Origin of the sequence: Halorubrum sp. DM2, assembly GCF_901686465.1 — an archaeon.
Lineage (GTDB): Archaea > Halobacteriota > Halobacteria > Halobacteriales > Haloferacaceae > Halorubrum.
This window is the reverse complement of the sequence record NZ_LR594487.1, coordinates 996,564-1,023,086: the sequence shown is the minus strand read 5'-3', so window position 1 is coordinate 1,023,086 and position 26,523 is coordinate 996,564. Positions and strand designations below refer to the sequence as shown.

Sequence of the window (26,523 nt, the reverse complement as noted above, 5' to 3'; positions counted from 1 at the left end):
ATCGCGGCGGATCGGCTCCGAGACGGCGTTCGGAGCGACGGAGACACCACAGATGACACGCGACACGACACCCACCGACCGGACCGAACCGCAGCGATCGCACAGCCGCCGCCGCGTGCTCGCGCTCGGCGCGACCGCCGGAGCGGGCGCGCTCGGAGGATGTCTGACCGACTTTGGCGACGACGGGGCGGCCCCGTCGCTTCCGCGGGTCGAGGACCCGCCGGCGGCGACGTACGTCCCGACGCACTTCGAGGCGATGCGGCGGTTGGACCCCGTCGAGGCGGGCGAGTATCTCCTCGAACCCAGAGTCACGTACCCGCACCGGTTCTGGAACGTGACCGGCGACAGAGTCGAGGCGGCAGCCCCGACCGACGACCACGACGTCCACCTGATGGTGACGGTCCGCGACGCCGAGACCGGGCGAATCCTCCCGGCGGAGACGGGGCTCCGGGTGACGGTCGGTCGCGAGGGCGAGTCCGGGACCCCCCACACCCCGTGGCCGATGGTCTCACAGGAGATGGGGTTTCACTTCGGCGACAACCTCTCGCTGGGCGGCGACGGCACATACGAGGCGACGGTCCGCGTGGGGGCCGTCGACGCCCGGAAGACCGGCTCGTTCGCCGGGCGGTTCGCGGAGCCGGCGACCGGTTCGTTCACCTTCGAGTACGATCGGGCGTTCCGCGAGTCGGTGATCGGCGACATCGTCTACGTGCAAGAGGAGTCGGACTGGGGCGTCCCCGGTGCGATGGCGAACGGCCCGCTCGGCGGCGACGGCGGGCGGAGCTACGGGGACGCCGACCGCGGCGGCCCGGACTTCGTCGACGCGCAGCGACAGGACGCCGAGGTCGACCACCGCGGCGAGCCGCGCTGGGAGGCGCGCGTCGGCGACCGCCGCTACGGGACCTACTGGCGTCCCCCCGAGGAGGGCGAACTGCCCCCCGCAGCGCACCTCCCCGGACGGCTTCAGGGGGAGCCGGTCGTCGGCGACGCGCTGCTCGCGACCGCTCTGCTCCCCGCCGGGTCGCGGTTCGTCGACGGCGACGAGCGATACCTCCTCGTCTCGCCGCGGACGCCGTACAACCGCTCGATGCTCCCGATGGCCGCGCTCGACTACGCCGTGCGCCGCGACGGGACCGCCGTCGCGTCGGGGGCGCTCGACCCCGCGCTCGACGACGCGGTCGGCTACCACTACGGGACCGCGCTCGACGACGTCGCGTCCGGCGACCGCCTGACCCTCTCGGTGGCGACCGCCCCGAACGTCTCGCGGCACGCCGGCTACGAGACGGCGCTTTTGGAGACGGGCGAAGCCACGCTGACCGCGGAGGTGCCGGAATGAGGTCGGGTCGCCGACGCGTCCGGACGGCGCTCGTCGCTCTCGTGGGAGTCGCGCTGCTCGTCGGCGCGGCCGGCGCGCTGGCCGCCCCGGCGAGCGCCGGCGACACCGCGGGCGCGCTGTCGGTGTCGCCGGAGTCCTTCGACGTCGAGCCCGGCGACACCGTCACCTTCGAGGTGGCGATGGTCAACGACGGCGAGCGCGACGACGACGGAGTGTACGGGTTCACGCTCCGGCTCGACTACCCGACCGAGTACCTGACGGTCATGGAGGTCGAGTCCGCGGACTGGTTCCGGGAGGCCCCGTCCGGCGACGACAGGTCCCAGTCGGACGTCGAGGTGTCCGAGTCGGTCGAGTACGACGACGAACGCGGGGCCGCGCGGCTGGTCCAGTCGCTCGCGGACCCGACGACGGGCGTCACCGGCGAGGCGGTCGTCGCGACCGTCACCGTCCGCGTGGAGCCGGACGCCGAGCCGGCGGTCGCCGAGGTCGGGACCCGGGAGACGAGCACCGAGCTGACGAGCCGACGCGACTACCCGCAGCCGCTGGCGACCCCCTCGGCGACGTTCAACATCTCCGGCGGCGGCGGCGACGGCGAGGTCGTGACGCCGGACTACGACGACGCCGCGTTCGCGGACGTCGGCGACGACGGGGACGCGAGCGACGGAGGAAACGGGAGCGACGCCGACGGTCAGGGAGATCTCGACGCGAACGGGAGTGACGGAACGAACGGGAGCGAGGAAGCGAACGGGAGCGACGAGGCGGCCGAGGACGCGGGAATCGACGGCGACGAGACCCCCGAAGGCCAGACCGGCGACGAGGCTCCGGCACCGATCGGCGCGGCGGTCCTCGGCGTCGTCGGGGCCGCGCTCCTCTTCGCCAGACGGTGAGCCGCGCCGACGCGGACCGGTCGTCGGTGAAGCGGGGCGGAGCGTGGCGGCCGTTCCTCGCGGGGGCCGCGGTGGTCCTCGTCGCGTCGGCGCTTCCGGTGCCGGACGCGCTCGTCGGCTCCGGGGGCGGCCCGGTCGGCGGCGCGCCCGTCGGTCTCCTCGCGGCCCTCGGTCCGACAGCCGCGTTCCACCTGATCGGCTACGCGGGGTTGGCCGCGCTGGCGACGCGGGCGACCGGTCCGGGCCGGGGAGACGCCCCCTCGGTAGTGCGTGGCGTCGTGCCCGCGACCGTCGCGGCCGGCGCGTCGGTCGCGGTCGGCTTCTGTGCGGAACTGCTCCAAGCGCCGCTCTCGTGGCGGTCGTTCGCGTGGGTCGACGCCGGGGTGAACGCGGTCGGTGCGGCCGTCGGCGTCGCGGCCGTCTGGACGTTCGTCGCCCTGCGGCGGGCGGCCGGCTGAGGCGTCACCGAGCCGTCGCCGAGCCGTCACCGGCTCGGGCGCTGCGCCGGGGTGAGCGGCGATGACGACACCGCTTTACGCGCGCGGCCGCTTCCTCCGGCAATGAGTCAGCCGAGCCCCGACGCGTACGAGCAGGGGCGCGGGATGGACGCGCACAACGCCGTGATGCGCGACATCCGCGCCGAGCGCTCGGAGACGTACGACCCGACGGAGCCGACCCGCGTGTGGATCGACGAGGACAACACGCCCGACGGCGTGGTGAACTCCCTGACGATCATCCTCAACACCGGCGGCTGCCGGTGGGCCCGCGCGGGCGGCTGTACGATGTGCGGCTACGTCGCCGAGTCGGTCGAGGGTGGCAGCGTCGCCCACGAAGACCTCATGACCCAGATCGACGCGTGCCTCGACCACGAGCGCGAGGAGGCGGACGAGCCCGCCGAACTGATCAAGATCTACACCTCCGGCTCCTTCCTCGACGAGCGCGAGGTCCCGGCGGAGACGCGGGCGGCGATCGCTTCCGAGTTCGCGGACCGCGACCGGATCGTCGTCGAGTCGCTGCCGGACTTCGTGAGTCGGGAGAAGATCGCCGACTTCGCGGACCACGGCATCGCGACCGACGTGGCGGTCGGGTTGGAGACCGCGACCGACCGCGTCCGCCACGACTGCGTGAACAAGTACTTCGACTTCGCCGACTTCGAGGACGCCTGCGCGGAGGCCGCGGAAGCGGACGCCGCGTTCGACGCGGACGTGGGTATCAAGGCGTACCTCCTCATGAAGCCGCCCTTCCTCGCGGAGCCGGAGGCGGTCGAGGACATGATCGACTCTATCCGCCGCTGCGCCGACGTCGACGGCTGTCACACCGTTTCGATGAACCCGACGAACGTCCAGCGGTACACCATGGTCGACGAGCTGTTCTTCGAGGGGGGCTACCGTCCGCCGTGGCTCTGGTCGGTCGCACACGTGCTGGAGGAGACCGCCGACGCCGACGCCATCGTCGTCTCCGATCCGGTCGGGCACGGCTCCGACCGCGGCGCGCACAACTGCGGCGAGTGCGACGACCGCGTCCAGACCGCGATCAAGGACTTCGACAAGCGACAGGACCCGAGCGTCTTCGAGCAGGTGTCCTGCGACTGTGAGGCGACGTGGGAGTACGTGATGGAGGCGGAGACGAGCTACAACATGCCGCTGGCACGATAGGGGTCCGTGAAATCGGGAGGCGATGGGGCGGCGACCGGCGATCTATTCCGGAACGATGGTGATAGTTGGCGATCAGTTCGTTCCTGTCTTTCGAAATGTTCGATCCGTTTCAGAGACGATCGTGAAAGAGATCGGCATTATAATCCCGATCATACCGAACGATCAGGTCGAAAAAGACCCTTATAGCTCCGGCCCCTACGATAGAACATGAACGCAGACGCCAGCGGTCCCCGGTCCTCCCGCGGGAAGTCGGTCCTCTTCTGTGCGGAGTGTCGTTTCGAGAGCGCCCTGTCGGACGGGTGGCTCGTCGTCAGCGACGGCGACGAGCGCACCGTCGTCTGTCCCGAGTGCGGGCACGTCGCCGACCACCGGTCCGAGCGGTCAGCGCCGACGCCGCAGCACGCCGACTGACCGAGCCGAGCAGTTCCGGTTTTTTCGTCGTCGACCGCGACCCGTCACAGCCTGTGGGCCGTCAGTCAGCTACAGTCCGCGACTTGTCAGTCAATCAGTTCTGGGCGCTCGCTCCCGAAGCACCGGGATCGCGTCCAGCCGCTCCTCGCCGAGCACGTCCCAGTCGACGCCGGACGGGCGGGCGTACGGCGTGTCGATCCGGATCGTCCGCTCGGGAGTGATGACGAGGTCGAGGGGGACGTCGTAGGCGTCGGGCTCGCGGAGGTCAGACGGACTCCCGCCGACGGCCGATTCGGGACCGTCAAGGACGGAGAGCTCGTGAACGGTCGTCGCGACCGTCGTGTCTCTGTCGACCGAGTCGATCTCGCTGAGGACCGCCCACTCTAGGTCGCTGTACCCCTCGCCTTTCCCGATCCGGGCCCCGTCGGTCGTGACGCCGACGGAGCCGGCGACGATCAGGTCGACGTGCGCGACGTCCTCGGGCGGGGTCGGCGTCCCGTACTCGGAGATCCCCGAGACGGTCGTCACGTCGTCGATCTCGTCCGGAGGGATTTCCGCGGGGTCGAGCCGGAGGAACGGGTTCGGGTCGCGCAGCCGCGGCTGCGCGACGTAGACGGTCTTCCCGGCGCGGAGCGCCGCCCGGCGGACCGGGAGCTGCGGCGCGTCGGGGTTCGCCTTCAGCGTCTCCGCGTCGCGCCACTCGGGCGTGTCGGCGAGTTGCTCCGCGGCCGCGTCAGCCCCGGCGAAGTTGGGGATTCGGTCGTGCGGCGGGAAGGGGAACCGCGCCTGATCGCCCTCGTCGAAGGCGTCCCACACGGCGTCGCGGACGGCCTGTTTGTCCATGGACGGATATGGGTGTCGAGCGACAAGTAGCCAGCGCACGGGAGCGCGCCTGCGGGCGATTTTTTCGTCGACGTGCCGCCACGTTTATGTACCAGATCGGTGTTTCGTTCGGGTGTGCTCGAAGACGGACTCGGCTATCCCGTGCGGGGCGACTGGGTCGGGCGGATCATCATCGGCGGCGTGTTGGGGTTGCTCTCCGTACTCGTCATCCCGACGTTCGCCGTGTTCGGCTACCTCGTTCGGGTGTTGGAGCGGACGGTGGCCGGCGAGGAGGTCCCGCCCGAGTTCGACGACTGGGGCGACCTCTTGGCGAAGGGCGTCGTCGCGACGCTCATCGCGCTGGCGTACTCCGTGATTCCCGTCGTCGCGTACGGGATCTTCATCACGGTCGTCGCGGGGATCGGGAGCGGGATCGGCGGTGATATCGGCGCGCTCGTCGGTTTCACTGGCGCGCTACTCGCACTCGCGTTCATCCCGGTGCTGTTCCTGATCTACTACGCCGTCCCCGCCGCGCTGACGGCGTACGCCGCGCGCGGCGAGGTGAGCGCTGCGTTCGACGTCGGCCTGCTGAAGCCCACGCTGTTCAGCGTCGACTACCTCCTCGCCGTGCTGATGCCCATCGTGGTCGCGATCGGGGTGTTCGTCGCGTCGGTCGTCCTCCTCGTGACAGTCGTCGGTGCAGTGTTCGTCCCGTTCCTCCAGTTCTACGGACAGGTCGCGGTGTTCCGGATGTTCGGGACCGCGTTCGCGGACCAGAGCGACCGGCTTCAGGCGAAGCCGACCGGCGGCGACGGCGCGGCCGCGACATCGATCTGAACCGGACGCTCCGACGACGCGTCTTTTAAGCGGTTCAGGCGCGCACGGTCGGACATGTTCGAAGACCGGCCGGACCGCGACGCCGAGGTCGTCCTCGTGGGACGATCGAACGTCGGCAAGTCCACGCTGATGCGCGAACTGACCGGACACGACTTCTCGACCGGCGGCAAGCCGGGCGTCACCCGACAGCCGAACCACTTCGACTGGGCCAGCGAGAGCTTCATGTTCACCGACCTCCCCGGGTTCGGCTTCATGTCCGGCGTCGAGGACGAACACCGCGAGCAGATCAAGACGGACATCGTCCGCTACCTGGAGGACAACGCCGACTCGATCCTCGCGGGCGTCGTCGTGCTGGACGGGAAGGCCGCGGTGGACATCATCGACCGCCACCGCGAGCGCGGGAACATCCCCCACGACGTGGAGATGTTCGGCTTCTTGGAGGACGTTGGGGTCGAACCCATCGTCGCCGTCAACAAGACCGACAAGATCGACGACCTCGACGAGCGGCTGGACGCGATCTGTGACCGCCTTGGGCTGTACCCGCCGTGGCAGCAGTGGTCCGACCGGGTGGCCCCGATATGCGCGAAGCGCGGCGACATCGAGGCTCTGGAGGAGTGCCTGCGGACGCGGTTCCACGACCACAACCGCGACGACCTGCTGAAGTTCGTGTCATAAGGGGTTGAGTCGGATCGGAGCGACACGACCGCTGAAGTCCTAGTCGCTCGGTTCGACGCGGTTGCTGTCGACGACACGACCACCGAAGCCCCAGCCGGAAGGCGGGCGCACGCTCGCTGCGGTCCTCACTCAGTCGCTGTCGCTCCTTCGTTGCGGTCCTTGCGTCGCCTGCGCCCGCCTTCCGACTGCCCCTTCGAGTCCCGCCCCGCACAGCACCGCACGGCCTCACGCCTCCCCAGCCTCGTCGGTGGTCCTCCGCTTCGCTTCGGACCACCGACTCCCTCGCGCGGTGCTGCTTCGCGGTCGCCACAGACGACCGCTCGCAGGCACGCGCCACCGCAGAACGGTTTATAATCGGTCGAGCAGCAGTCCGCCCAGTTCGCCGGTCTCAGAACTCGAAGCCGACCGCGTCGCGACTCGGACGGAGCGGACTCTTGGGGTACGGCGGTTCGGCGTCCGGGTCGTTGAACGCCCCGGGCGCAACGTCGTTCGGGCCGTCGGGGTAACAGAGCGCGGCTATCGTCTGGATCGCAGTGCGCCCGCTCGCCAGCTCGAACTGGCCGCCGCCGTACAGCTCGATCCCCTCGCGCTCGCAGTAGGCGATCGTCTCGAACAGCGATTCGAGGGTGCCGAACCGAGAGGGTTTGATGTTACACCACCCCGGCTCGACGGGGAGCGATTCGAGGCTCTCGACGCCGTCGATCGGGTAGTCGAAGGAGAGCCGGTCGGCCTGCGGCTCGACCAAGGCGCTTGTCGCCGGCGTGAACGCGGGGTCCTCCACGACCGCGGCCGGGAACGCCGCGAACACGTCGCGGTACAGCTCCGGGTCCGGCTCGACGTCGACGTCGGTCCCCTCGTACCACCCCTTCAGGTCGAGGATGCGCACCGCGTCGGTCTCGCGCAGCGTCTCGAACGCCGCCTCCGGCCAATCGGGAGTCGGGTCGAGCTTGAACTCCAGGTCGGGGTTGCGCGCCAACAGCTCCTCGACGCGGTCGGTCGACGGCGGGTCGCCGAGCCGCGTCGAGACGACGAACCGGACCGGCTCCGGGTCGATCCCGAGGAACTCCCCCAGCGACTCCTCGCGCTGGCGGAGCGCCAGGTCGAGCGCCGCGCTCTCGACCGCCCACCGGCGGTAGTTCCGCGAGGTCTCGTTCTCCGGTGGGTTCCCGTGGAACAGGTCGATCTCATCGAGGCGAGCCGACAGCTCGTCGATCGTCCACTCCCCCTCGACGTCGATCGGGTCGGTCCCGGCCAGCGCGTCGTGGTCGGCGGTCTCGTAGGTGACGTCCTCGCCGCGTCCGACGAGGCCGTCGCCGGAGAGGCGGTACTCCGTTGTCGTCCGCTCGAAGCCGCTCGTCGTGTCCGCGGTCTGTCGCCGGCGAGCGACCGACTCGATCGTCACCGACAACTCCGCAATCTGCTCGTAGAGGCTCATGGATGATCCGACGGCGGCCGGTCACTTAAATCGATGAGCGCGGCGGGACGCCGAGAGCGGTCAGCGTCCGGCGTCGCTCGAATGATTTCGAAGCGTCGCGATCCGCGTTCCGAGGGTCCAGAACAGCGGGACCACGGTGAGCACGACCGCGCCGGCCGCGGCGACTTGGAGGACGGTCGTGGTGAACCACGGCTCGGCGTCGGCGTACGGCAGCGCGGTGTGGGTCACCTCGCCGATCACGGGGACGAAGTAGTCCATCAGCAGGTCGACGGTGTACCACGCGGTCGCGACCGCGACCGCCCGGAGCGGGAAGTCGGTGATACGGTGGAGGACGAACGCCTGAACGACCATCGCGAGGTGGCTCACGAGGAGGAACGCGTACAGCGCCGGGCCCGAGTTCGCGAGGAACTGCGGGTAGAAGACGACGAGGACGTACGGCGTCCACAGTCCGAGCTTGACGTTGCCGAAGAACGCGAGCGCGGCGAGCGTGTCGCTCGACCGGCCGAGCGCCCACGCGCCGAGCGCGAGCGCGATGAGCAGCGTCGCGCCGGGGCTGTCGGGGATGAAGACCCACATCTCGGTCGGGAGGGCCTGAAACTGAAACCGGTAGTACCAGAAGCCGAAGGCGGTGCCGACGAGGTTGATGGCGACGATGACCCACGCGAACCGGAAGGCGACGTCCTCCAGTCGCTTCGGGAGGGGGGCGACCCATCGCGGGAGCGACTCGCGGTCCGGCGGGTCGCGGCCGAGCGCGCCGACGATGTCCATATCCCCGGCTCGGACCGGGCGGCCAAAGCCGTGGCGGTCGCGGCGGGCGCGCCTGGCGGCCGCGACGAAAAGGGCTATGGGCACCCGGCGGGAAGGCGGGGGTATGCGCCCGCGAACGCTGCTCGCGCTGCTGCTCGTCGTCCCCCTCGCCGACGCGCTGTTTCTGATCGTGGTCGCGACGCGGCTCGGGTGGCCGGTGACGGTCGCGCTCGTCGTGTTGACGGCCGTCCTCGGGATGCTCCTCCTCCGCGCCGAGGGCCGAGCCACCCTCGCGCGGATCCAGCGGAAGGTAGCGCGGGGCAAGCCACCGACCGACGAACTGCTCGACGGCGGGCTGTTGATCGCGGCGGGCGCGTTCCTGCTCACGCCGGGGCTCGTCACCGACGCGGTCGGCTTTCTCTTCGCGTTCCCGCTCTCGCGGGTCCCGATCCGGATGGCCTTAAAGAAGTACGTCGTCGTCCCGTACATCGAACGCGAGACGGACGGGTTCCTCTCCGGGAACGTCTACATCGGCGGCTTCCCGGGCGACGGCGAGGGCGGCTTCACCATGGGCGGCGGCGGCTTCGCCGGCGGCGGTCCCGACGGCGGCCCGGGTGGATTCTCCGGCGGCGACGACGGCGGCGCTGCGGGGGGCGCAGACTCCGGCGGCGCGGCCGCGGACGACGACGTCGTCGACGTGGATTTCACCGTCGAAGAGGAAGACCAGAAGCGAACCGACTGACGGCGCGGGCCCCGAGAGCCCCCGTGAAACCGCCACACGGCGGGGCGGCTCCCGAAAGGAAACCCTTAAAATCCTACCCGCGCAACGACTGAATGCGCTCACCTGGGCCAATAGCTCAGTCAGGTTGAGCGCTCGGCTGATAACCGGGAGGTCCACGGTTCAAATCCGTGTTGGCCCACCTCAGAAGCGGTCGGCGTTATGCCACCGCGGTTGGGGCCGTACAACTCCCCAGCCACCTAATTTCCGTACTTCCGCTACTTCTAGAGAGGGCCGTTTCTCGTTGTCCCGCCAGAACTCTTAGCGACCCCCAGAGCCGTCGGCGGGTTTCCGGCACAGGAGGTGTCGGTGCGTGAGCCTCGGATACTCCGGTTCGTTCACAGCCGAGAAGGACCGCGAGTTCTTCTGTGACACCTGCGGCGCACGCTGTACTCGCAGCATCAACGGCGATCTGGAGTACGGTCACCTCGTCGGGTGTCCGAACCGTCCCGACCAGTTCACGGTAGGCACCGCCGACAGCGCGTACAAGTACACGCCCGACGACGGCGACGCCGACACCGACGGGGGTGCGTCCGCGTGAGCGACGACGATCCCGGTCACGCGAGTACACTCGCAGAGCAGCTCCGGCTCGCCGAGGAGAACGGGAACCTTCCCGACGAACTCGCCGACGAGGACGATTCGGAAGGTGACGAGGAGGTGGACGATGTCGAGTGAGACGCGCTTGGCTCCCGGCGTAGGTCACGTCGGCCCGCTGCTCGTGGCGAAGTGTACGAATTGCGGAAAGACCACGGAGAAGCGGACCGCCGAGATCGTCGGCGACCCATCGAACGGGTCGTTCCAACACGTGTGCCACAGCTGCCAGCTGGTCACCTGGTGGAACGTCCTCGACGTGCTCGAAACGCCCGACGGATCGGGGGGTAGCCCATGACGGGGTGTCCGCACCCGACTCAGCGACCGAGCGGGTACTGTCGCATGTGCTCGGTCGAGCGGCAGTTCGACGACGTTGACCTCAATGACCTGGCCGAGTACGAGTGTCCCGAGTGTGGCGGTGATACCTCCGGGCGCGGTGTCGTCTGCTACAGGTGTCGAGGTGATTCCGAGTGAGCATCGACGCGCCCTCGACGCCCGATGCGTCGATCGGCTCGCTCCCCAACCCCCGTATTCAGGACCGACACGGTCCCGAGCCCGTCGCCCACGGCGCGGCGGTTCAGGCCGTGTTCAACGACGTCGACCGGGAGCTCTCGGTTTACTCTGCCGTTCACCAGCTGTGGTACGAGGTCGTCGGCGACCGCGACCAGGAGCCGGGGATCGTCGCCGAGCTCGACGAGCGGGACCACGAGTGGCTCGACGCTCCGACTCCCGGCCGCGAGTGGGTCGTGAAGCTCACCTCGTCGCGGTGGAAGGCCGGAACCGGCACCGGCGACGACTACTCCGCGTACTACAAGTACGACCTCACCCTCCGCGAGCGCGACGAGGACGGCGACCTGTACAAGACCGGTCGCGCGTGCTCGCTCCGCGTGCTCCCGCAGTTCGCGGATCTCAACTACAAGGACGGGAGCGATCTCACCCTCCAGTACGGAGAGGGTTCGCTGGTCCGCTGTTCCACGACGTGGGCCGACGAGTCCGAGGAGGTCGAGGGACGGATGTTCGATCTCCTCGAGGCCGCCCTCGACGTCGATCGCGGTCGGCTCCTCGCGGACCGCGACGAGGACTCGCGCCGGATCCAGAAGGCGGAGGCGCACCACCGGTTCGACATCGGCTGGAAGCGCCAGGTCGTCGAGACGCTCGACCGGACGCGCGAGTTGATCGCCTACGGCGGCATGTCGGAGATCGACGCTCACCAGAAGCGCCAACGAGAGGGATATCTAGAGGCGCTCGTCGACGCCGACCGGTGGCACCTTCTCGGATTCGACCGCACGCGCTTCGACATCGAACTGAAGTGCTATCAGGCCGCGGGGTGGGCGGAGATCCCGCGCGAGGACCCGGCGCACCACCCGAAGCTCGAGGCGTCGTTCGCCGGCGTCGACGGCGACGGAGCCCTCCCGCACGTCGACGAGTGGGACGACGTCATGTCGACGCTCCGGACGATCGTCTCGTCTCACCTCGACTGGTCCGGCGTCGGTCGCGACGAGCTCGTCGCTGACGACTTCCAGAACGGTCCCGGTCTCCCCGAGTACCGGTACCCGCATCCGACCGGTCGCCGTGAACAGCTCCGTGAGCGCTTCGAGGCCGTCTCGACCGAGGTCTACCGCGAGGCGCTGAAAGCGAACACGCAGGCCGTGTACGACATCCTCACCGTGGTAGCCACGGAGAGCGGCGCGTCGTACGACACGCTTGAGGAGCGGACCGGGCTCGCCCGCTCAACGATCCGCTACCACGTTTCCCGGCTCGCGGAGATCGGTGTCTGTGAGAAGATCTCGAATCCGGTCCTCGTCGTGTTCCCGTCGCCGGCCGCGCTCGAGAGCTCGAAAGAGATCCTCCGGCGGATCTACCCGGACGACCAGATCGAGGACATGATGGAACGCGCCGAGGAGCGCCGCGAGCGTCGCGAGGAGCGCGACGATCCGAGCTCCGTCGGCGACGGCGACCAGGAGGAGAGCGACGACGACCTGGAAGACGTCGACGACGCCGGCGACGACGATCGTGGTCGGAGTTCCGAGTGGGCGTACTTCGAGGACCTCTCGCTGAAGCCGCACCAGCTGGCGAACGCGCTCGAGAAGGAGTACCTCGACGGCGACGAGGTCCGCGTCCGGACCGATCGCCGCTCCTGGATACAGTAGGTCGCTCGCGGCGCGGTGTTCGCTCTCGGTCGACAGCTGTTGCTCCGTCTCTTTTTCGCGTCTTAACCAACACTTCGCGCCGTCTCGCGTCCGATGTTGGTTAAGCCGGCGTGTCGGTGGCCGTCCGATCCGCCGCTCCGTGCGTTCCGCTACCCCACCGACCGAATTTTAAAACATAATGGTTCTTAACTCCATCCACCGGATCGCGTCTCTCGGTGCGTCGAGCGTCGCGAGAACGGCCGTTTCAGCGGTTGCGGTCCGTGGGTAGGTTAGCAGGGGACCCTACGGGTGTAGCCCCTAAGGGGGGAGACAATAACGACCGGAGCCAGAACGGCTCCGGTCTACCGCACCGCACCCCTCCGCACGTGGAACGTACAGAACGGTCGTAGGATACCCTCTCCGTGGTTTGAGCGCGGTTTTTCGGTGATGGGAACCGTGAGAAGGCAGATTGTCAGATTCCCTTACGACGTGAAGTCTTCGAGATGGTCGAAAACTGCTACTGTATCTACTCATCGACAAGATCTACTTTCCGGCCCGTTCATCGTAAGCCTGAGACCAGCCCGAGGTGAATATCACTCATGGCAACCTCTTCTGAAACCCTCGAAGACCTCTCTCACGACTTCGCAAACGTGATCCCCGACGTTGACGTGACGGCCGAACACGAGCGGTGGGATCCCGGCTTGGGGCCATTTGAGGAGGAGCGACAGCTCGAAAAGATCCTCGCTGCTCTCTCAGACGGCGGTCCGGTTCCGTCACACATCGAGCGGGAGGTCACATATCCCGGCAGCGGTCGCCGCTGCGATCTCGTGATTGACACCGGCGACCAGAAGCTTCCCGTTGAGGCGAAGCTGCTCCGGTTTCGCCGCGACAACGGGAACATCGACCCGAATATGTACAAGAGTATTTTCAGTCCGTTCCCGGAGCGCAGTTCGTCATCACTGCTCACCGACGCGGAGAAACTCACACAGTCCGCGTTCGGCACCCCAGCAGGCCTCCTCGGCCTCTACTACGAGAAGAACGACGAGGAGTACGAGCAGCTCCGTGCCGAGCGCATCGCGGAGAAGTTCGCACTTGATGTCGAGTACTGGTACGACATCGACATCGAGACTGTTGCGATAGAGACCTTCGACGGACTCCAGCACCCGCATCACCAGAAAGGGGCGGTCATCGGCTGGCTCGTAGAATAGTGTTATCTGAGTAATCAAATACTTCCTGCGGTGTTTTGTGGGATTCGTCTGTGGAACATCCCAGATTGGTAGTAAACGCTCACAACGACGCAGCACGCGCCGAGAAAGCGCCGCCAGTTCGCGACCGGGGCTATGCGGCCGCGACGTCGTCGAGCCGCTCGACAGTCTGTTGGAGGACCCACTCGCCGACGAGATCGTAGAACGCCCGCCCCGCAGCGAGCGTGTCGCCGACGATCTCCGAGACGGGCGGATCCCAGTAGCCGAGCACGACCAGCAGCACGAGCGTCGCGAACACGCCCACGACGACTGTCGCCACCGACGAGACCGCACCGACCGCGGCACCGCCGACAGCCTTGTACCGGCGGAACCGCAGCAGCACGAGCGCACCGATCAGGACCGCGAACACGGACTCGCTCGTGTACTCCGCGAGCAGGCCCGTGACGAGGACGGGATCAGTTCCCGCCATTGTTCCCCTCGTCGGTCGTCTCCACCTCGAACTGGTTGACCGTGTCCGGCGTCGACGCCTCCGCGCGCCACGCCGACAGCGCTCTCCACCCGAGCAGGATCACGCCGGCGACGATGATCACGCCCGCCTCGTCGGCAATCGTCTCGAAGACGTCGGGCGCGAGCACGACCACACCCAGCACCGCGACGACCGCGGTCGAGCCGGCCCATACGCGGAAGTCAAACGTCCCGAACTGGCGCAGCGCGAGGTACATCGCGACCGGCACCGAGCCGAGCGCGACGATCAGCCGCTCCGTCGGTCCGAACACACCCGACGAGAGCAACCATGCTCCCGCGCCAAGCATCAAGACCGCGACGACGATCTCGTTCTCTAACAGGCGCTCGACGAGGCCGCCGGCACGGCCGCCCACGTCCTTCGCCGCGTCAGCGACCGCATCCGACCGCGTGCCCTCGTCAAACAGGCTCGTCTCTCGCGAGAGGACCGCCAGCCCGACGAGGCCGGCGAGTCCGACGACGACAACGCCCGGTCCCGGGATCAGCCCGGAGAGCGCGCTGAACGGTCGCGAGTTCGTGACCATCGGGGCCGCGCCGCCGGCGACCGAGCCGATCGTGCCGCTGTCGCCGCTTCCGGTCGCCGTGCCGTCGTCTTGCCGGAACTGGATGACGTGCGGATCCTCCGGTTCGGTCGCCGACAGCGTCAGCGGACTCGACGCGAGTCCCTGGTCGAGGACGATGTCGTCGCTCTCGTCGAAGAGGACGTACGGCTTCCCGTCGGCCGCGTCGACGTGCGTGACCGAGTACTGGTCACCGGTCCGGTCGCCCGGTCCGATGCGGTAGACCGGCTCCGCGGTGTTCACGCGCTCGTCGGGCACGTCAACGTCGACCGCACCGCTGTTCACGTCGAACGCGAGCGGGAGCGTCCGCAGATGGGCCTCGCCGTTGTCCGGCGCGTTCGGGATGTGGATCTCGTTCGTCCCGTCCGCGCTGATCCGGCTCGCCTCTGCCGTGTCCCACGACGCGTTCGAGAGGTAGTGGAGCTGCTGTCCCTGCTCGGTCGCGCCCACTCGAAGGTAGACGTCGTCGCCGGGGTTGTTCAGCCGCACCGTACTGTTCAGGTCGTTGCCCTGCGCGGTCGGCTTGAGGACCGTCAGGTCCGCGTTCTCGACTTTCACCTTCGAGCCGGTCGCGGAGACGGTCGTCTCCCAGCCGGCTTGAACGTCGCCGAGCTCGACGACGACCGACCCGTTCTCGAACGCGTACGTCGGCGAGTCGATCGTCTGAACCACGTTCCCGTTGGCGTCCCGGTGTTCGACCGTCACTGACCGCAGCGAGATCACGCGGTCCGACGCCCACGGAATCGTCAGCGATGCGTTCGCCGTGTCCTCGTTCCATGACTCCGAGACCGCGTAGCGCTCGCTGAACGCTTCTCCCGTGTAGTCGATGGTGCGACTCTTTGAGACATCGTGGTGGTAGTCAAGCGCCACCTGCGGCGCGGGCGAGCCTGCCGCGAGCGTCCCGTCGCCGACCGAGACGTTCACCGTGTTCTGCCCCTCGGCGATCCACGAGTCATTCGCCGCTAGCGGGACTATCTCGCCATCTGCGAGCGTACCGGTGTACGAAACGGTCTCGCCGTTCACTTCCACGACGGGATCGACCGTCTGTGTCGATTCGATGAAGATTGTCTCGATCGATTCGACGCCGGTTGAGTCGATTTCAACCGTGTTCTGTCCATCACTAAGCGGGATCTCTGTTTGATTGTTTGTCGCAGAGTCGTAGTTGGATATTGTCGCGGTTTCTGACCCACGAGTAACGGTGACAGAGTCAGCGGCGGCTGGTCCCGTTGCTATCAGATCATATCCGTTAGTATTTCTGAAATATGCCGCATCATTATCGGATGACACTTCATAGGTGAGACTTGACGAGATTGTTTCGTTATTATTTAGCGTGTAATCAAACGACCTCTCGCCGTCCTCAGCGGGCAATGTCGTACTCTCAGAGAACACGGTCGTCCCGTCGACTTTGACCGAGACGGTCGCGCTCACCTCAGACACATAATTAGAGTAAATCGTAATTGTCCCGTTTTTTACGGCGGCTGGCGGTTGGTCGAATGTATATGAAGTTGAGCCGTCTCCGGTTTCCACAACGGAGGTTGTGTCGCCTAACGCTCCGTTCACTCTTACCACAGGGTTAGACGCTCCGCTCGGGGGTTGGGGGGGCTGGTTGCCGCCAATATCAAAGGTTGACGATGTTGACGACGAGGTCACTACCCGACGTCCTGAATTTGATACGCCCGTCACATTGATCGACAGGTCGTCACCGCCGTCGGTCGCGTTGTAGGTGAACGAGTCGCCGTCCGTCGCCGTCGCCGAGATCGTGAACTCGCCGGAGAACGTCACCGTGTTCGTCGAGAACTCCTGAACGTAGAACGCTGCCTCGCCGCCGCGCGTCTCGATCGGCGACGCGTACTCGCTTCCGTTCTCGTGTTCGATGTACGCCGCTTCCGGCACTTCGCCGACGTTCTCGTCGAACCACGAGGTCTCGATCGCGACCCACCGACCCTCGTGCGTCCGGTCGTCTTCGAGGACGATCGCCGGCTCGCCGTCCCGCATCGTCGTCTCGACGCTCATCGTCTGACTCCCGGCCGAGGTCCGCACCTCGTTCGGTGCTGGCGGCGCGTCGGACGTGAGGCTCCCGAGCCGACTCGTCACAACGTTCCGGTACTCGCCGTCGTCGACGGGCTCGTAGGTCGTTCCGACGACCGGCTCGGTCCCGTTGTCGATCGGTCCCGAGTCGCTCGCGAACGGTGCCGCGGGTCCGAGCGCGACGGCCGCGAACAGCAGCACGACCACAAGCGCGAGCGGCTTCAGCGCGCGCTTCGGCACGGACACGCCCGAGAGCGCGCCCCGCAGCTGCGGCGCGAGTTCGTTCGTCGCCTGCGCGAACTCGTCTCGGACGCGCTCGACCGCGGACTGCGCCCGCGGTTTTACCCACGCCCACAGCGCGAGGACCGCGAGTTTCGCTCGCGTCGCGAGCGTCTTCTCGTCGCTCTGTTCTCCGTCGCTTTCGTCGCTGTTTGTGTCCGTGTTCTTAGGCATGGCTCACCCCTCCCCCTGCGGTTCTCTTAGGAACGCGCGCGTGTGGGTCTCGCTGTGCGCGGTCGCGAGCGATTCCGACGCGGCCGATCTCGGGAGGGTCAGTTTGTTTCGACGCCGAAAATCGACCGTTCAAGCCGTCGAAACGGCCAGAATCGGCCGCCTCTTGAGGTCTAAAGCGCATCGAGAGCCTCCTCCCGGTGCGGGTATCGTACCGAGATCTCGCCGCGGAACTCGAAGTTCCGGTACGGGTTCGGCCACTCGATCGGTGCGTAGTGTCGGTTCCGCCAGATCACCGCCCGGCCGGTCCGGTCCGCGAACCGGTTCACGTAGCTCATGTTGATCGGGACGTTCCCGATTCCCGAGAGCGACGACGCCGGCGGCGACGTCTTCGGCATCGTGACGAACCACCGGGTCTTCTCTCGAACGCCCTCGTCGCATCGAGCGACGCTGTGCGAGAGCGTCATCGTCGAGAGGTTCTTCTTCCGGCCCTTGCCCTGCGAGACCGGGTAGCCCTTCACCTTCCGATTCTGGTCGTTCTCGTCGGCCTCTGGGTTCAGCGGCACGAGGTCGGAGAACTCGTCGTGGACGATCGTCGTCGGGTGAAGGAACTCGTCGTCCTTCGCTCTCGTCTCCATGAACGCGAAATTAACGTCGCGGAGCGGCGTCACCTCAGCCGGCTCCTCGGCTTCTGACGCCGGTGTGTAGGTCGCCTGCGTCAGCTTCTCGCAGCCGCGGAACTGCGGGTCCGGTAGCACCGCGTAGAGGCCTCCGGGCACGACCTTGGTCATGAGGTCCCGCGGGTTCCGGTACTCGATCGTGTCCCGGAACACGTCGGTCAGCGAGATCTCGGTCGTCGGCAGCGTCGGGTTCCGCGGCTTCGCGTGGACCTCGTAGTCGACGCCTTTCGGTACCGCGACGGTCATGTACGGTGCCAGCGGGAGACACTCCAGCTCGTCGAGCGTGAGCATCCAGAGCAGCGTCTCGTTGTTGATCTCCGGCATCCGGATGCCGCCGATGACATTCGCGAACGACGTCTTCCCGCCGCCGGGCTTCGAGTGCGCCCAGATGTCGGTCCCGCCGTCGCCCATCGCCTTCAGGACGTGCTCGTTCTCCGGCTTCGCCAGCCAGTTCAGCACCTTCCGGCGAGTCGGCGGCTGCTCGGCGAGGATGTCGTCGTCGGTCCGCCCGTCTTCGAGCGCCCACAGCTCAGCGTCGTCGACGTGGATGATCGCGTCGAGGTACGCGCTCGGGTAGCGGTACACCGGGTGTGCGTTCTCGATTCCGCTGATCCGCGCCGTCCGTTCGAGCGACTTCAGCTTCTTGTGGAACGGCTTCAGGCTGTTCCCGTCGCCGTCGCTGAAGTCCTTGTAGATGCGCTCGCCGTCGTTGTGGTACTGCTCCAGCCGTCCCCACGACTTCTCGGTCGCGTGGTACCGCGCCTGTCGCGACTTCTCCCACGGCACGAAGTCCTCGTGGAGCCGGTCGAGCACCTCCTGTTCACCGCGCTCTTCCTTCCGTCGACTGCTGATTGACCTACTCATGAGTTCCACGCTCCGTGTGGGCTTCCGCTGCTGTCCGTCCGTTCGCTGCCGGTGAGCGAGCGCGCCGCCGCGAGAAACGGCGGGAGCAGCTCGTTCACCGCGAACCGATACCGAATCCGCTTCGCGTCGTCGCCCTCCTGGTCGAGGAGCGACTCCAGCAGTACCGGCGACGACACGATCATGTCGAGGAACCGCTCGGGCGTCTCGCCGTGTGTCGGGACCGTCAGCGACCGGACCCACCGCCCGATCGCCTGCCGGTTCTCGAACCCGTTCCACAGCTGGAGCAGCGCCCCCGCCTGCGACCGGTCGAGCCGCTGGAAGGCCGGGCGCATCAGCGGGTTCTGCTCGCTCTCCGGGTCAACGTCCTTCCACGAGGTCGCCTCGCTGTCCTCGACACGTTCGTTTGCTCGCTCCCTGAACTCCCGGTAGGCGAGGTCGCACGCGTCGTTCAGCGCCTCGACCACCCGCATGCGGGCGTACTCCGAAACCTGCCCGCGCTCCGCGATCAAGTGCTCGAACACGTCCGAGATCGGGAGCATGTGCCGCGGCTCAATCACATCCTCGACGTGTCCAAGCGTCCGAACCCCGGCCGCTTGATACCAGAACAGCGCCTCGCGGTAGGTCCGAAAGCCGTCCGAGAGCGCCCGGATCGGCGGGTCGCGCGAGGTGTCCCCTCGGTAGAGCAGCCGGTCTTGGTCGTGGTCGAGGACGTCGAGCGCTGGCCGTGTCGTGCGAGCCGTGTACGGCTCGGCGTCGGCCTCAGTCATCGTCGTCCCCCGCGACATCGCGTCGGCCCTTGTCCTCGAACTCGAAGTCGGTCGGTTCGGCCTCAGGCCGGTCGATGTCCTCGACGTCGAGGTCGAGTCCGACCTCGTTTTCGAGGAAGCGCTGAACGGCACTCTTGTCGCGGCGTTCCTCGATATCGCGAGCCTCCAACGCGGTCGACATCCGCTCGTTCCACGCGATCTCCTCGTAGTCCTCGATGGTCCGAGCGTTCGCGTGCTCCTTCTGGAGAACGGTCAGCGACGCGTCCGCCGTGATGTCGTGGCGCGGAGCCGGGACGAAGTCGATCGACCCGTCGACGGCCTCGTAGCTCTCGATCGCGAGCAGCACGAGACCGAGTCCGAACCCGACCGTCGGCGTGTTCATGAGTGTACCGCCGACTCGCCATCCGATGAGCGGCAGCCCGATCATCGCGATCGTTAGAACGCCGAAGAGCCCGCGAGTGACCCACGACAGCTTCTCGCCCTCGTCAGGCTCGGGGAGCCGGTGCCACACGGGCATCCGACGCCGTAGGTGCGCGGGTTTGTGGTCGACCGCGACATCCTCCTCGGGATCGGTGTAGATCTTCTCCGAGGCAGATCCGGACACTTTGACCTTCGTCCGGAGCTCGCTCAGGTCGAGTCGAGCGGCGCTCGCGAACAGCCGCGCGAAGAACGGCCGAATCCCCTTCTTCGGCAGGAGCCGACCACCGTTGGGCGCGCGGACCGTGGTCAGGATCGACATGTCCTCGTACAGCTCGTCGTGGTACCCCTCGTCGGGAATCTCGACGCGGTCCGCCGCCGTTGCCGTCTCGCCTCCGTCCGGGACCGCTTCGCCGTCAGAATCGTCGGCGTCCTCGCCCCGGCGGAGCGACAGCGCGCTCGTGAGCTCCTTCCGCTCGAACGCGATCCGTTCGGTCGGCGGCGACATCCGAAGCCCGCCGCCGTAGGCGATCGGGAACAGCGAGAGTCCGAGCAGGATGTCGAAGTTCGCGACGACCGTTGCGACCTCGTAGTAGAGGCCCGCGAGCGCCATCAGCACGCCGAACCCGGAGACGATCCCCCAGGTCGCCAGCGAGTACCGTGGTCCAGTCCCCGCCAGCTTCAGCGTCGCCTTCGCACCCGACAGACCGGCGAGGATCCCTGCGATTCCCGGAATAAGGACCGTCGTGAACGCGTACCACCACGCGTCCGCTTGCGTCTCGATCTGAACCTGCTGAGACGCGGGTGCCGAGGCGTGCGTGAACCGCCAGCGTGCGCCGTCGACGACCTCGCCGTCGCGTTCGAGCCACATCGTCGCCTCGACCGACTTGTCGTAGTGGCTGTTCAACGCGATCGGGGCGCTCGCGTACCCGGCCTCGATGTTGACTGTCGCTCGCTGAACCTCCTGATTCGCCGCGTACTCGACGTTCGTGCCGTTCACGGTCTCCGTCTTCGGTTCCCAGTAAACGATCACCGCTTCGTACTCGCCGGTCGCTTCGTCGCCGAAGACCGTCGAGTAGACCCGGATCTCGTCGCCGTTGAGCGTTGCTCCGCGCTGGAGGAACACCGGCTCGTTCGAGAGCGGATCAGCCGGAACGTGCCTGATACCGACTGCTCCCGCGGTCGAGCCGTCACCGACGTATCGAACTGACGGCGGCGCAGCCGACGGGTGATTCCCGCCTGTCCGCAGCTCCGAGATCTCGAACGGCCCCGGCGCATCGAACCCCGTCTCGCTCGCGTTCTCTACCTGCGCCGTCGGCCCGTCACTCGGCGCTACGGCCGCCAGTGCGGGCGTCGCCGTCATCGTGACCAGAACGACAGCGAGGCTTACCGCGACGACCGCAGCGCCGCGGCTCATCGTTGACCCTCTCGTCGGTCAAGCTCGCTCGCCTCCACGTAGGCAACGAAGAAGGCGAACAGCGTCGCGGCTGTCAGCGATCCGACTCCGAAGCCGCCGACCGTCGTCGACGCGAGGTCGTTCGAAAGCGCCGCTCCCGTTGCGATTGTCCCTATGAGTCCGAGAGCGACACAGAACGCCCACACCGCGCCGACCGGCCACAGCTGGCGGGTGTCTTCGGTGGTCATCCGCATCTCAGTCGTCACCCCCGAAGACCGCCCACGCGGCGAAGAACACGACGACGCCGAGCAGGAGGAACTGACCTCCTGTGATGCCGCCGAGGAAGCCGCCGGTTCCGAGCGCGCCGAAGATCCCCGTCAGCGCCGCGAGCGAGAACCCCGGCTCGGCGAGTACCAGGTTCAGGAGGTCGTTCCCGAACTGGAGACCGAGACCGGCACCGGCCGCGCCGGCCGCAGCGCTTGATGTCGCACCGCGCTTCAGCCCGGAGCCGGCCCGTCTCGCTCCCGAGCCGGCCCGTGCGGCCGCTTCTTGCGTCTCCTCGACGCCGACCACGTAGACCAGCACGCCGAGCGCCACGAGGCCCAGCGCCACCGTCAGCATCTGCTCTCACCTCTGTTCGTTCGCGTCCGATTCGTCTCGGTTCGTCCGCTCGTGTTGTGTGTCATGTTGCTCTGTCGAGGTTTGCGTAGACCTGCCGGCCCAGGTAGCCGAGGAACAGCGCTGCGGCCGCGACGACGGCCCACTCGACCGGCGACGTCGGCGGCAGCACCTGCGGGAGCGTCAGCGCACTCACTGAGATCGCCGAAAATACCTGTGGCGCTGACGCGAGCAGTGCGTCGAAGAGCGCCAAGAGTACTTCGGGGTTGAGGAGCGCGACGATCCCGCTGATTCCAGCACCTAACTGCGCCAGCGGGTCCTTCGCGATTTGCTTGATGTTCATTCTGTCAGCCCTCCGAGTTGGAGGAAGTCGGCGATCACGTAGACGACTCTCCGCAGTACGACGATCGCGACGATCGCCTCAACGCTGATCAGGACGATCAGCACGAGCGGCCCGAAGGGGCCGACGGCTGCCGCAGCGTCCGCGATCGTAGCGTTGAATGCTTCGATGCCGCCGATGATCGCGTCGCCGCTGAACCCGCCGGCACCGATGAGCAGGTCCGCGACGGCGACCGGGAGATCTGCGAGTCCGATCGTCTCGTTCGGCGCGTTGAACCGCCCCGGTTGCGAGCCGCCGACAAGCAGGACCAGCTGCGAGACGACCGTCGTCACGATGCCCGTCACCGTTTCGAGGATCGTCGTTGCGACCGCGCCGATAACGAAGCCCCGCGGGTTCTCCGCGAAGGCGCGGATGACACTGCTCGCGTCTTGGAGCCAACCTGGTGCGATGTTTCCCCAGACGACTCCTCCTCCGCCACTATCGGTTGAGCCGTCGTCTGAGTCGGAGCCGAGTCCACCGTCACCGGTGGTTGACCCGTCACTCCCGCCTCCGCCGGTCGGTTCGTTGAAGCTCACTCGCGTAGCACCTCCGACACAGCGTCGAAGCCGCGAGCGGCCGCATAGAACGTCAGCAGCACGAGCGCGAGTCCGGCGATCCACGCCGCAAGTCCGGTATCGGGCAGTGCGGAGTTCCACGCCGCCCGCATCGGCATCGTGACACTCTCAGTGAGCGTCCCGATCAGGCCATCGGTCTCGCGGTAGACGGGACCAGGAGCGATGTTGCTCGCGATGCCCGTCACCAGCTCACGACCGCCTCCGATGAACCCAGCGAGACTGTCGAGGACGCGCGTCCACGCCTCGGCGACACCACCGACGAGCGTCGCTGCGACACTCGCGAGTGCGAAGCCGATCGTTCCGGCGACCGACCGCGCGACGTTCCCTGAATCGATACCTTCCGCTGCTCGGAAATCCACTCCGTCGAGCGAAGAGGACCCAGAGAGCAGGAACGACTGCTCATCGTCTCCGAGGCTCGTCTGGTTGTCGTCAGCCATCGCTTTCTACCCCCGCGTTCGGGTCGGAACGCGATGGTCCTCTCATGGATTCAGCCCTCGTCGTTCTCTTCTTCGACGCCGATGAAGGGGATATCCGGGAACCCGGGCACGACGAACGTGTCTGGGGTCTCGTCTTCCTGAAGGAACTGAACGATCACCAGGAAGCCGCCGAGGACGATCACGAGCCCGACGAGGAACGCGAACACGCCGAACTGGCTCTCGACCGATGCGGCCGACGCCTGTGCGCCGGCGATGATGATCCCAAGCGGTTCGATCACTGTCGCGTCGATCGTCGCGATCGTCGCCTCGGTAGTCGCGTCGATCGGCGACACGACGAGGTTGAAGATACTCTGAATGAGATTGACGCCGCCGGTGAACACCGAGACGAGAGTCCCGAAGATCGCCCCCTGAAGGAGCGTCCCGAGCGTGCCGTCGGCTTGAAGATACCCGATCGTACCGGTGAGTACCGCGTTCGGAGACGGGTCGTCTCCGGTCGGGAGCTCGTCGGCGGCTCCAGACATTACGACCCTCCGCGGAACAGGCTGAACAGGCCGATACCGGAGATCGCCGAGACGATCGCGCCGAACGGCTTCGTAACGAAGCCCCAGATACCGGCGAGGAACCCGCCACCGTTCGAGGACATGATCGCCGCGCCACCGCCGTCAGCGGCGCTCTGGATCGCCGAGACCTCTCCGTTCGTCAGCACGACGTCGTAGGCCACGACGTAGCTCGTGTCGGTCGAGACGGTCGCGTCGAGGCTGATCTCTTCGCTCCCGTCGTAGCTCGACGTCACCGAGGTGTACGACTCGATCTCCGAGAACTCCGTGTCGCCCGTGTCCTCGGCGACCTCGACGTTCTTGTAGCGCTCGCTCGGCAGCGACGGCTCGTCGACGAGCTCAGTGTCCGAATAGCTCAGGTCGAACGCAGTCGGGAGTTCGAGCCGGAACGCCAGCTCACCGAACTGGTCCCACTGCGGGTAGTCGTTCGACGAAGAGAACTCCGCGCTCACGTCCGCGTCGTCGCGGAGGTCAGCCGCCTCGAACTCGGCGTCGACAGTGATCCCGAAAATCGTCGCGTCGGACATCACTGCGTCGAGCGTGTCCATGCCGGTCACCGAGTACGCACCGCGCGGCTCGGTGATCGTCACGGTCTCCAGCTCGTCATCGTCGTCGGTGTCGGCGAGCCGCTCGCCGAACGTCAGCTCGCGCGTTCGCTCGGCGTCGAGGACCGACACGTCCGCATCGATGTCGCCGGAGATCGTGATCTCTTCGGCAGAGCCAAAGGTCCCGTCACCGGAGCCCTGAACGGTCAGGTCGCCGACCTGGTGCTGAAGCACCTTCCCCTCGCCCGTGCTGTTCGCAAGGACATTGTCGTCGCTCGCGGTCGCTGTGGCGTCGTAGAGGGTGACCTCGACGTAGTCGCCGTCGCCGTCGACGAGCTGGAGCGTCGGCGTTCCGGTAGCCGAGTTGATGTCGGCGGCGAGCGTGATGTACGACTTCTCGCCGTCAGCGACGCTGAAGTTCGAGTAGGTCGCCGAGTCCGAGGTCGCGGTCCCGGCGTAGTTGAGCGCGTCGACGCCCGGCGCGGTCGTCGTCGAGCTCACGGTCGCGCCCGAGACGGTCCACTCCGAATCGTCGAGCGCGGACGCCGAGTTCTCACCGTCTTCGTCGTCGTTTCGCGGGAACTCGTTGCGCTCGTCGAAGTCGATGTCAGTCGCAGTCAGCGTGACCGGGTTGTCGTTCGATTCGTTTACCGAGGCCGGCAGCGTCGCAGCGTCACCCGCGTCGTCGTAGTACTCCAGTGCCGACGAGAACTCCGAGTTGTCCCACTCGTCGACCGTCACGTCGGCCTCGATCGTCGGGTTCGGCGTCTTCGCGTCGTCTCCCCAGCCGATATCGCCGGCCGCCGCGACTGGTGTCGCGACGACCGACAGAAGCATCGTCAGCGCGATCAGTGCCGCGAAACCGCTCCGCTTCAGCTTAGTGTTCATGTGATTCCTCCGTAGCCGCCGCTGGTCCGTCGTGTCATGATGGTGTGATAGCAGCCGTGTTTGCGCGCCAATTCGACATTGAGTGGGTACCGCTCGCGGAATTCCACGAGATACGAAGCGAAGGCTTCCGAGACTGCGATCCCGTCGGCAACGCCGCTCACTCGTCTGCCCCCCGAACACGAGTGTGAGTCACTGCTTCTCTCCGTGGTTCCGCCAGTCTACCCACCGCTTCACCTCGTCGTCGGACTCGTCGCGCGAGTCCCTGTCGGCGTCTGTCATAGCTTCAACAGCCGAACCGGATCATCGGCTCGACAGACGCATGTCACGGGTACCGGAGCCTAAATCACAGAAATTTGGGAGGTTTCGCGCAGGATCTAACGGATTCTGGTGGGTTCTGCCGATTTATATTCGGACCGTGGAGAGTGCCTGTATGGGCATTCAGAACAGATTTGCCGACTGTCGCACGGCGCAGGAAGGAGACGGTAGCGTCACGGTGACGATCCCACGACCGCTTGCGGAAGAGTGGGAGATCGAGCAGGGAGACCAGATCCCGTTTTTCGCAGAAGAGGGATCAGACACGGCAGAGATTCGACGTCCCATAAAATAGAGAATATTTGGATAGCGAAAATCAGATCTCAGAGCTTAGTTCACTAATATTTGTCAGAGCTACGAGCATCACTCCAGAGATGTAGGTTACAATAATTCCGATCCAGATCGCGATCCAGTATTGAATTACTAGGAGAACAAGATAACCCCAGACGGCAAATAGAACTGTTTGGGTAATTGCTTTGAAGATACTCTTATTCTGATCACTATAACAACTGTATTTCAATATAATTGTAGAAGTTATTAATGAAAGAGATTCAGCAACAAATAGTAACATTATCGGCAATAATATATCCTGTAAATGCTGTTGGGAAAAGTCAGGCGAATAACTTGTTGCTTTAATGCCGGGAAGGAACCCCATTATTTGGGTTGGGGCGAATAAAAATTGGATAGTGATTAGTAATACACCATATATGATCACTAATTTATAGATAGAGTCTTCTGAATTATCAGATTTTATTGTATGACTTAGCGTTGCCAAGGCGACCGCTCCGAAGGTTGCAACTAATAGACCAAACCAGATGTTATAGAAGTTTGAAAACCATATTGGTGTGACTATACTACATACTATTGAGATTAGGGATACTACTACCAGGATAAAATCACGAAATTTTGAATCTGTTTCAAGGTTGCTGAGTTTGAACACAGAGGGGAATATTACACATCATACATATTATTTTCTAAGTAAGCATCTTCCCGCGATACCTTTCCAACCCTGTTACTCCT

Annotated in this window: 30 protein-coding genes and 1 tRNA gene; 15 read left to right on the top strand and 16 right to left on the bottom strand. The window is 66.1% G+C overall.

What is annotated here, in order from left to right; all coding sequences use genetic code 11:
* The first annotated feature begins 52 nt into the window (after positions 1-52).
* The 5 genes from QOL69_RS05275 to QOL69_RS05255 all read left to right on the top strand — a co-directional run bounded on the left by QOL69_RS05275 (position 53) and on the right by QOL69_RS05255 (position 4,289).
* Positions 53-1,336, top strand: coding sequence for a DUF7350 domain-containing protein (locus tag QOL69_RS05275; RefSeq protein ID WP_283402311.1), 1,284 nt, complete (start codon positions 53-55; stop codon positions 1,334-1,336).
* Positions 1,333-2,223, top strand: a complete 891-nt coding sequence (locus QOL69_RS05270; RefSeq protein WP_283402310.1) for a cohesin domain-containing protein — start codon at positions 1,333-1,335, stop codon at positions 2,221-2,223. Before QOL69_RS05275 ends, QOL69_RS05270 begins: the two co-directional genes overlap by 4 nt.
* Entirely contained in the window at positions 2,220-2,681 is a 462-nt protein-coding gene (locus QOL69_RS05265; RefSeq protein ID WP_283402309.1) for a hypothetical protein, read from the top strand. The genes QOL69_RS05270 and QOL69_RS05265 overlap by 4 nt, the downstream gene beginning before the upstream one ends.
* A gap of 102 nt (positions 2,682-2,783) precedes the next feature.
* Entirely contained in the window at positions 2,784-3,878 is a 1,095-nt protein-coding gene (locus tag QOL69_RS05260) for an archaeosine biosynthesis radical SAM protein RaSEA (protein WP_283402308.1), read from the top strand.
* Positions 3,879-4,085: 207 nt separating this feature from the next.
* On the top strand, positions 4,086-4,289 hold the full coding sequence (locus QOL69_RS05255; protein ID WP_048076525.1) for a DUF8106 domain-containing protein: 204 nt from the start codon (positions 4,086-4,088) through the stop codon (positions 4,287-4,289).
* 90 nt (positions 4,290-4,379) lie between these two features.
* Here QOL69_RS05255 and QOL69_RS05250 read toward each other — a convergent pair whose 3' ends face one another.
* The gene (locus QOL69_RS05250; protein WP_283402307.1) at positions 4,380-5,132 is read right to left on the bottom strand and encodes a 5-formyltetrahydrofolate cyclo-ligase; all 753 of its coding nucleotides are present in this window, start codon (positions 5,130-5,132) and stop codon (positions 4,380-4,382) included.
* A gap of 114 nt (positions 5,133-5,246) precedes the next feature.
* On the opposite strand from QOL69_RS05250, the gene QOL69_RS05245 reads away from it, so the two are divergent.
* Complete coding sequence (locus QOL69_RS05245; protein ID WP_283402306.1) at positions 5,247-5,948, top strand: DUF4013 domain-containing protein; 702 nt, start codon at positions 5,247-5,249, stop codon at positions 5,946-5,948.
* Between the two features lie 54 nt (positions 5,949-6,002).
* Positions 6,003-6,623, top strand: a complete 621-nt coding sequence (gene engB, locus QOL69_RS05240; protein ID WP_283402305.1) for a GTP-binding protein EngB — start codon at positions 6,003-6,005, stop codon at positions 6,621-6,623.
* Between the two features lie 388 nt (positions 6,624-7,011).
* On the opposite strand, the gene QOL69_RS05235 is transcribed toward engB, so the two are convergent.
* Together QOL69_RS05235 and QOL69_RS05230 are read right to left on the bottom strand one after the other, a co-directional pair.
* A complete protein-coding gene (locus tag QOL69_RS05235; RefSeq protein ID WP_283402304.1) occupies positions 7,012-8,058 on the bottom strand; it encodes an enolase-like domain-containing protein in 1,047 nt (348 codons plus the stop codon).
* 60 nt (positions 8,059-8,118) lie between these two features.
* Positions 8,119-8,826 carry a DUF1405 domain-containing protein gene (locus QOL69_RS05230; protein WP_283402303.1) on the bottom strand — a complete coding sequence of 236 codons (708 nt, stop codon included), beginning with the start codon at positions 8,824-8,826 and terminating at the stop codon, positions 8,119-8,121.
* 103 nt (positions 8,827-8,929) lie between these two features.
* On the opposite strand from QOL69_RS05230, the gene QOL69_RS05225 reads away from it, so the two are divergent.
* The 7 genes from QOL69_RS05225 to QOL69_RS05195 all read left to right on the top strand — a co-directional run bounded on the left by QOL69_RS05225 (position 8,930) and on the right by QOL69_RS05195 (position 13,511).
* Complete coding sequence (locus QOL69_RS05225) at positions 8,930-9,547, top strand: FxsA family protein (RefSeq protein WP_283402302.1); 618 nt, start codon at positions 8,930-8,932, stop codon at positions 9,545-9,547.
* Between the two features lie 104 nt (positions 9,548-9,651).
* Positions 9,652-9,725: transfer RNA gene (locus QOL69_RS05220), tRNA-Ile, on the top strand.
* A 171-nt stretch (positions 9,726-9,896) separates the two neighbouring features.
* Positions 9,897-10,124, top strand: coding sequence for a hypothetical protein (locus tag QOL69_RS05215; RefSeq protein WP_283402301.1), 228 nt, complete (start codon positions 9,897-9,899; stop codon positions 10,122-10,124).
* Positions 10,121-10,258, top strand: a complete 138-nt coding sequence (locus QOL69_RS05210; protein WP_283402300.1) for a hypothetical protein — start codon at positions 10,121-10,123, stop codon at positions 10,256-10,258. Before QOL69_RS05215 ends, QOL69_RS05210 begins: the two co-directional genes overlap by 4 nt.
* Positions 10,248-10,472 (top strand): hypothetical protein, encoded by a 225-nt coding sequence (locus QOL69_RS05205; protein WP_283402299.1) that lies wholly within the window; start codon positions 10,248-10,250, stop codon positions 10,470-10,472. The genes QOL69_RS05210 and QOL69_RS05205 overlap by 11 nt, the downstream gene beginning before the upstream one ends.
* 172 nt (positions 10,473-10,644) lie before the next feature.
* Entirely contained in the window at positions 10,645-12,324 is a 1,680-nt protein-coding gene (locus QOL69_RS05200) for a winged helix-turn-helix domain-containing protein (RefSeq protein WP_283402298.1), read from the top strand.
* A gap of 578 nt (positions 12,325-12,902) precedes the next feature.
* A complete protein-coding gene (locus QOL69_RS05195; protein WP_283402297.1) occupies positions 12,903-13,511 on the top strand; it encodes a hypothetical protein in 609 nt (202 codons plus the stop codon).
* 130 nt (positions 13,512-13,641) lie between these two features.
* Here QOL69_RS05195 and QOL69_RS05190 read toward each other — a convergent pair whose 3' ends face one another.
* The 12 genes from QOL69_RS05190 to QOL69_RS05135 all read right to left on the bottom strand — a co-directional run bounded on the left by QOL69_RS05190 (position 13,642) and on the right by QOL69_RS05135 (position 25,191).
* Positions 13,642-13,977 carry a hypothetical protein gene (locus QOL69_RS05190; protein ID WP_283402296.1) on the bottom strand — a complete coding sequence of 112 codons (336 nt, stop codon included), beginning with the start codon at positions 13,975-13,977 and terminating at the stop codon, positions 13,642-13,644.
* A complete protein-coding gene (locus tag QOL69_RS05185; RefSeq protein WP_283402295.1) occupies positions 13,964-17,071 on the bottom strand; it encodes a hypothetical protein in 3,108 nt (1,035 codons plus the stop codon). Before QOL69_RS05185 ends, QOL69_RS05190 begins: the two co-directional genes overlap by 14 nt.
* 170 nt (positions 17,072-17,241) lie before the next feature.
* A complete protein-coding gene (locus QOL69_RS05180; RefSeq protein ID WP_283402294.1) occupies positions 17,242-18,612 on the bottom strand; it encodes a hypothetical protein in 1,371 nt (456 codons plus the stop codon).
* The gene (locus QOL69_RS05175) at positions 18,609-19,379 is read right to left on the bottom strand and encodes a hypothetical protein (protein WP_283402293.1); all 771 of its coding nucleotides are present in this window, start codon (positions 19,377-19,379) and stop codon (positions 18,609-18,611) included. Before QOL69_RS05175 ends, QOL69_RS05180 begins: the two co-directional genes overlap by 4 nt.
* The gene (locus QOL69_RS05170) at positions 19,372-21,213 is read right to left on the bottom strand and encodes a hypothetical protein (RefSeq protein WP_283402292.1); all 1,842 of its coding nucleotides are present in this window, start codon (positions 21,211-21,213) and stop codon (positions 19,372-19,374) included. Before QOL69_RS05170 ends, QOL69_RS05175 begins: the two co-directional genes overlap by 8 nt.
* Complete coding sequence (locus QOL69_RS05165; protein ID WP_283402291.1) at positions 21,210-21,440, bottom strand: hypothetical protein; 231 nt, start codon at positions 21,438-21,440, stop codon at positions 21,210-21,212. The genes QOL69_RS05170 and QOL69_RS05165 overlap by 4 nt, the downstream gene beginning before the upstream one ends.
* 7 nt (positions 21,441-21,447) lie before the next feature.
* The gene (locus QOL69_RS05160; protein ID WP_283402290.1) at positions 21,448-21,813 is read right to left on the bottom strand and encodes a hypothetical protein; all 366 of its coding nucleotides are present in this window, start codon (positions 21,811-21,813) and stop codon (positions 21,448-21,450) included.
* Between the two features lie 61 nt (positions 21,814-21,874).
* Positions 21,875-22,153, bottom strand: coding sequence for a hypothetical protein (locus tag QOL69_RS05155; RefSeq protein ID WP_283402289.1), 279 nt, complete (start codon positions 22,151-22,153; stop codon positions 21,875-21,877).
* Entirely contained in the window at positions 22,150-22,725 is a 576-nt protein-coding gene (locus tag QOL69_RS05150; RefSeq protein WP_283402288.1) for a hypothetical protein, read from the bottom strand. Before QOL69_RS05150 ends, QOL69_RS05155 begins: the two co-directional genes overlap by 4 nt.
* Complete coding sequence (locus QOL69_RS05145; RefSeq protein ID WP_283402287.1) at positions 22,722-23,201, bottom strand: hypothetical protein; 480 nt, start codon at positions 23,199-23,201, stop codon at positions 22,722-22,724. The genes QOL69_RS05150 and QOL69_RS05145 overlap by 4 nt, the downstream gene beginning before the upstream one ends.
* Positions 23,202-23,251: 50 nt before the next feature.
* Complete coding sequence (locus QOL69_RS05140; RefSeq protein WP_283402286.1) at positions 23,252-23,722, bottom strand: hypothetical protein; 471 nt, start codon at positions 23,720-23,722, stop codon at positions 23,252-23,254.
* Positions 23,722-25,191 (bottom strand): hypothetical protein, encoded by a 1,470-nt coding sequence (locus QOL69_RS05135; RefSeq protein WP_283402285.1) that lies wholly within the window; start codon positions 25,189-25,191, stop codon positions 23,722-23,724. The genes QOL69_RS05140 and QOL69_RS05135 overlap by 1 nt, the downstream gene beginning before the upstream one ends.
* 430 nt (positions 25,192-25,621) lie before the next feature.
* Here QOL69_RS05135 and QOL69_RS05130 point away from each other — a divergent pair, with 430 nt between their 5' ends.
* Positions 25,622-25,798, top strand: coding sequence for a hypothetical protein (locus QOL69_RS05130; protein ID WP_283402284.1), 177 nt, complete (start codon positions 25,622-25,624; stop codon positions 25,796-25,798).
* Between the two features lie 21 nt (positions 25,799-25,819).
* Here the strand turns inward: QOL69_RS05130 and QOL69_RS05125 are convergent, their stop codons facing one another.
* The gene (locus QOL69_RS05125) at positions 25,820-26,443 is read right to left on the bottom strand and encodes a hypothetical protein (RefSeq protein WP_283402283.1); all 624 of its coding nucleotides are present in this window, start codon (positions 26,441-26,443) and stop codon (positions 25,820-25,822) included.
* Positions 26,444-26,523 lie beyond the last annotated feature (80 nt).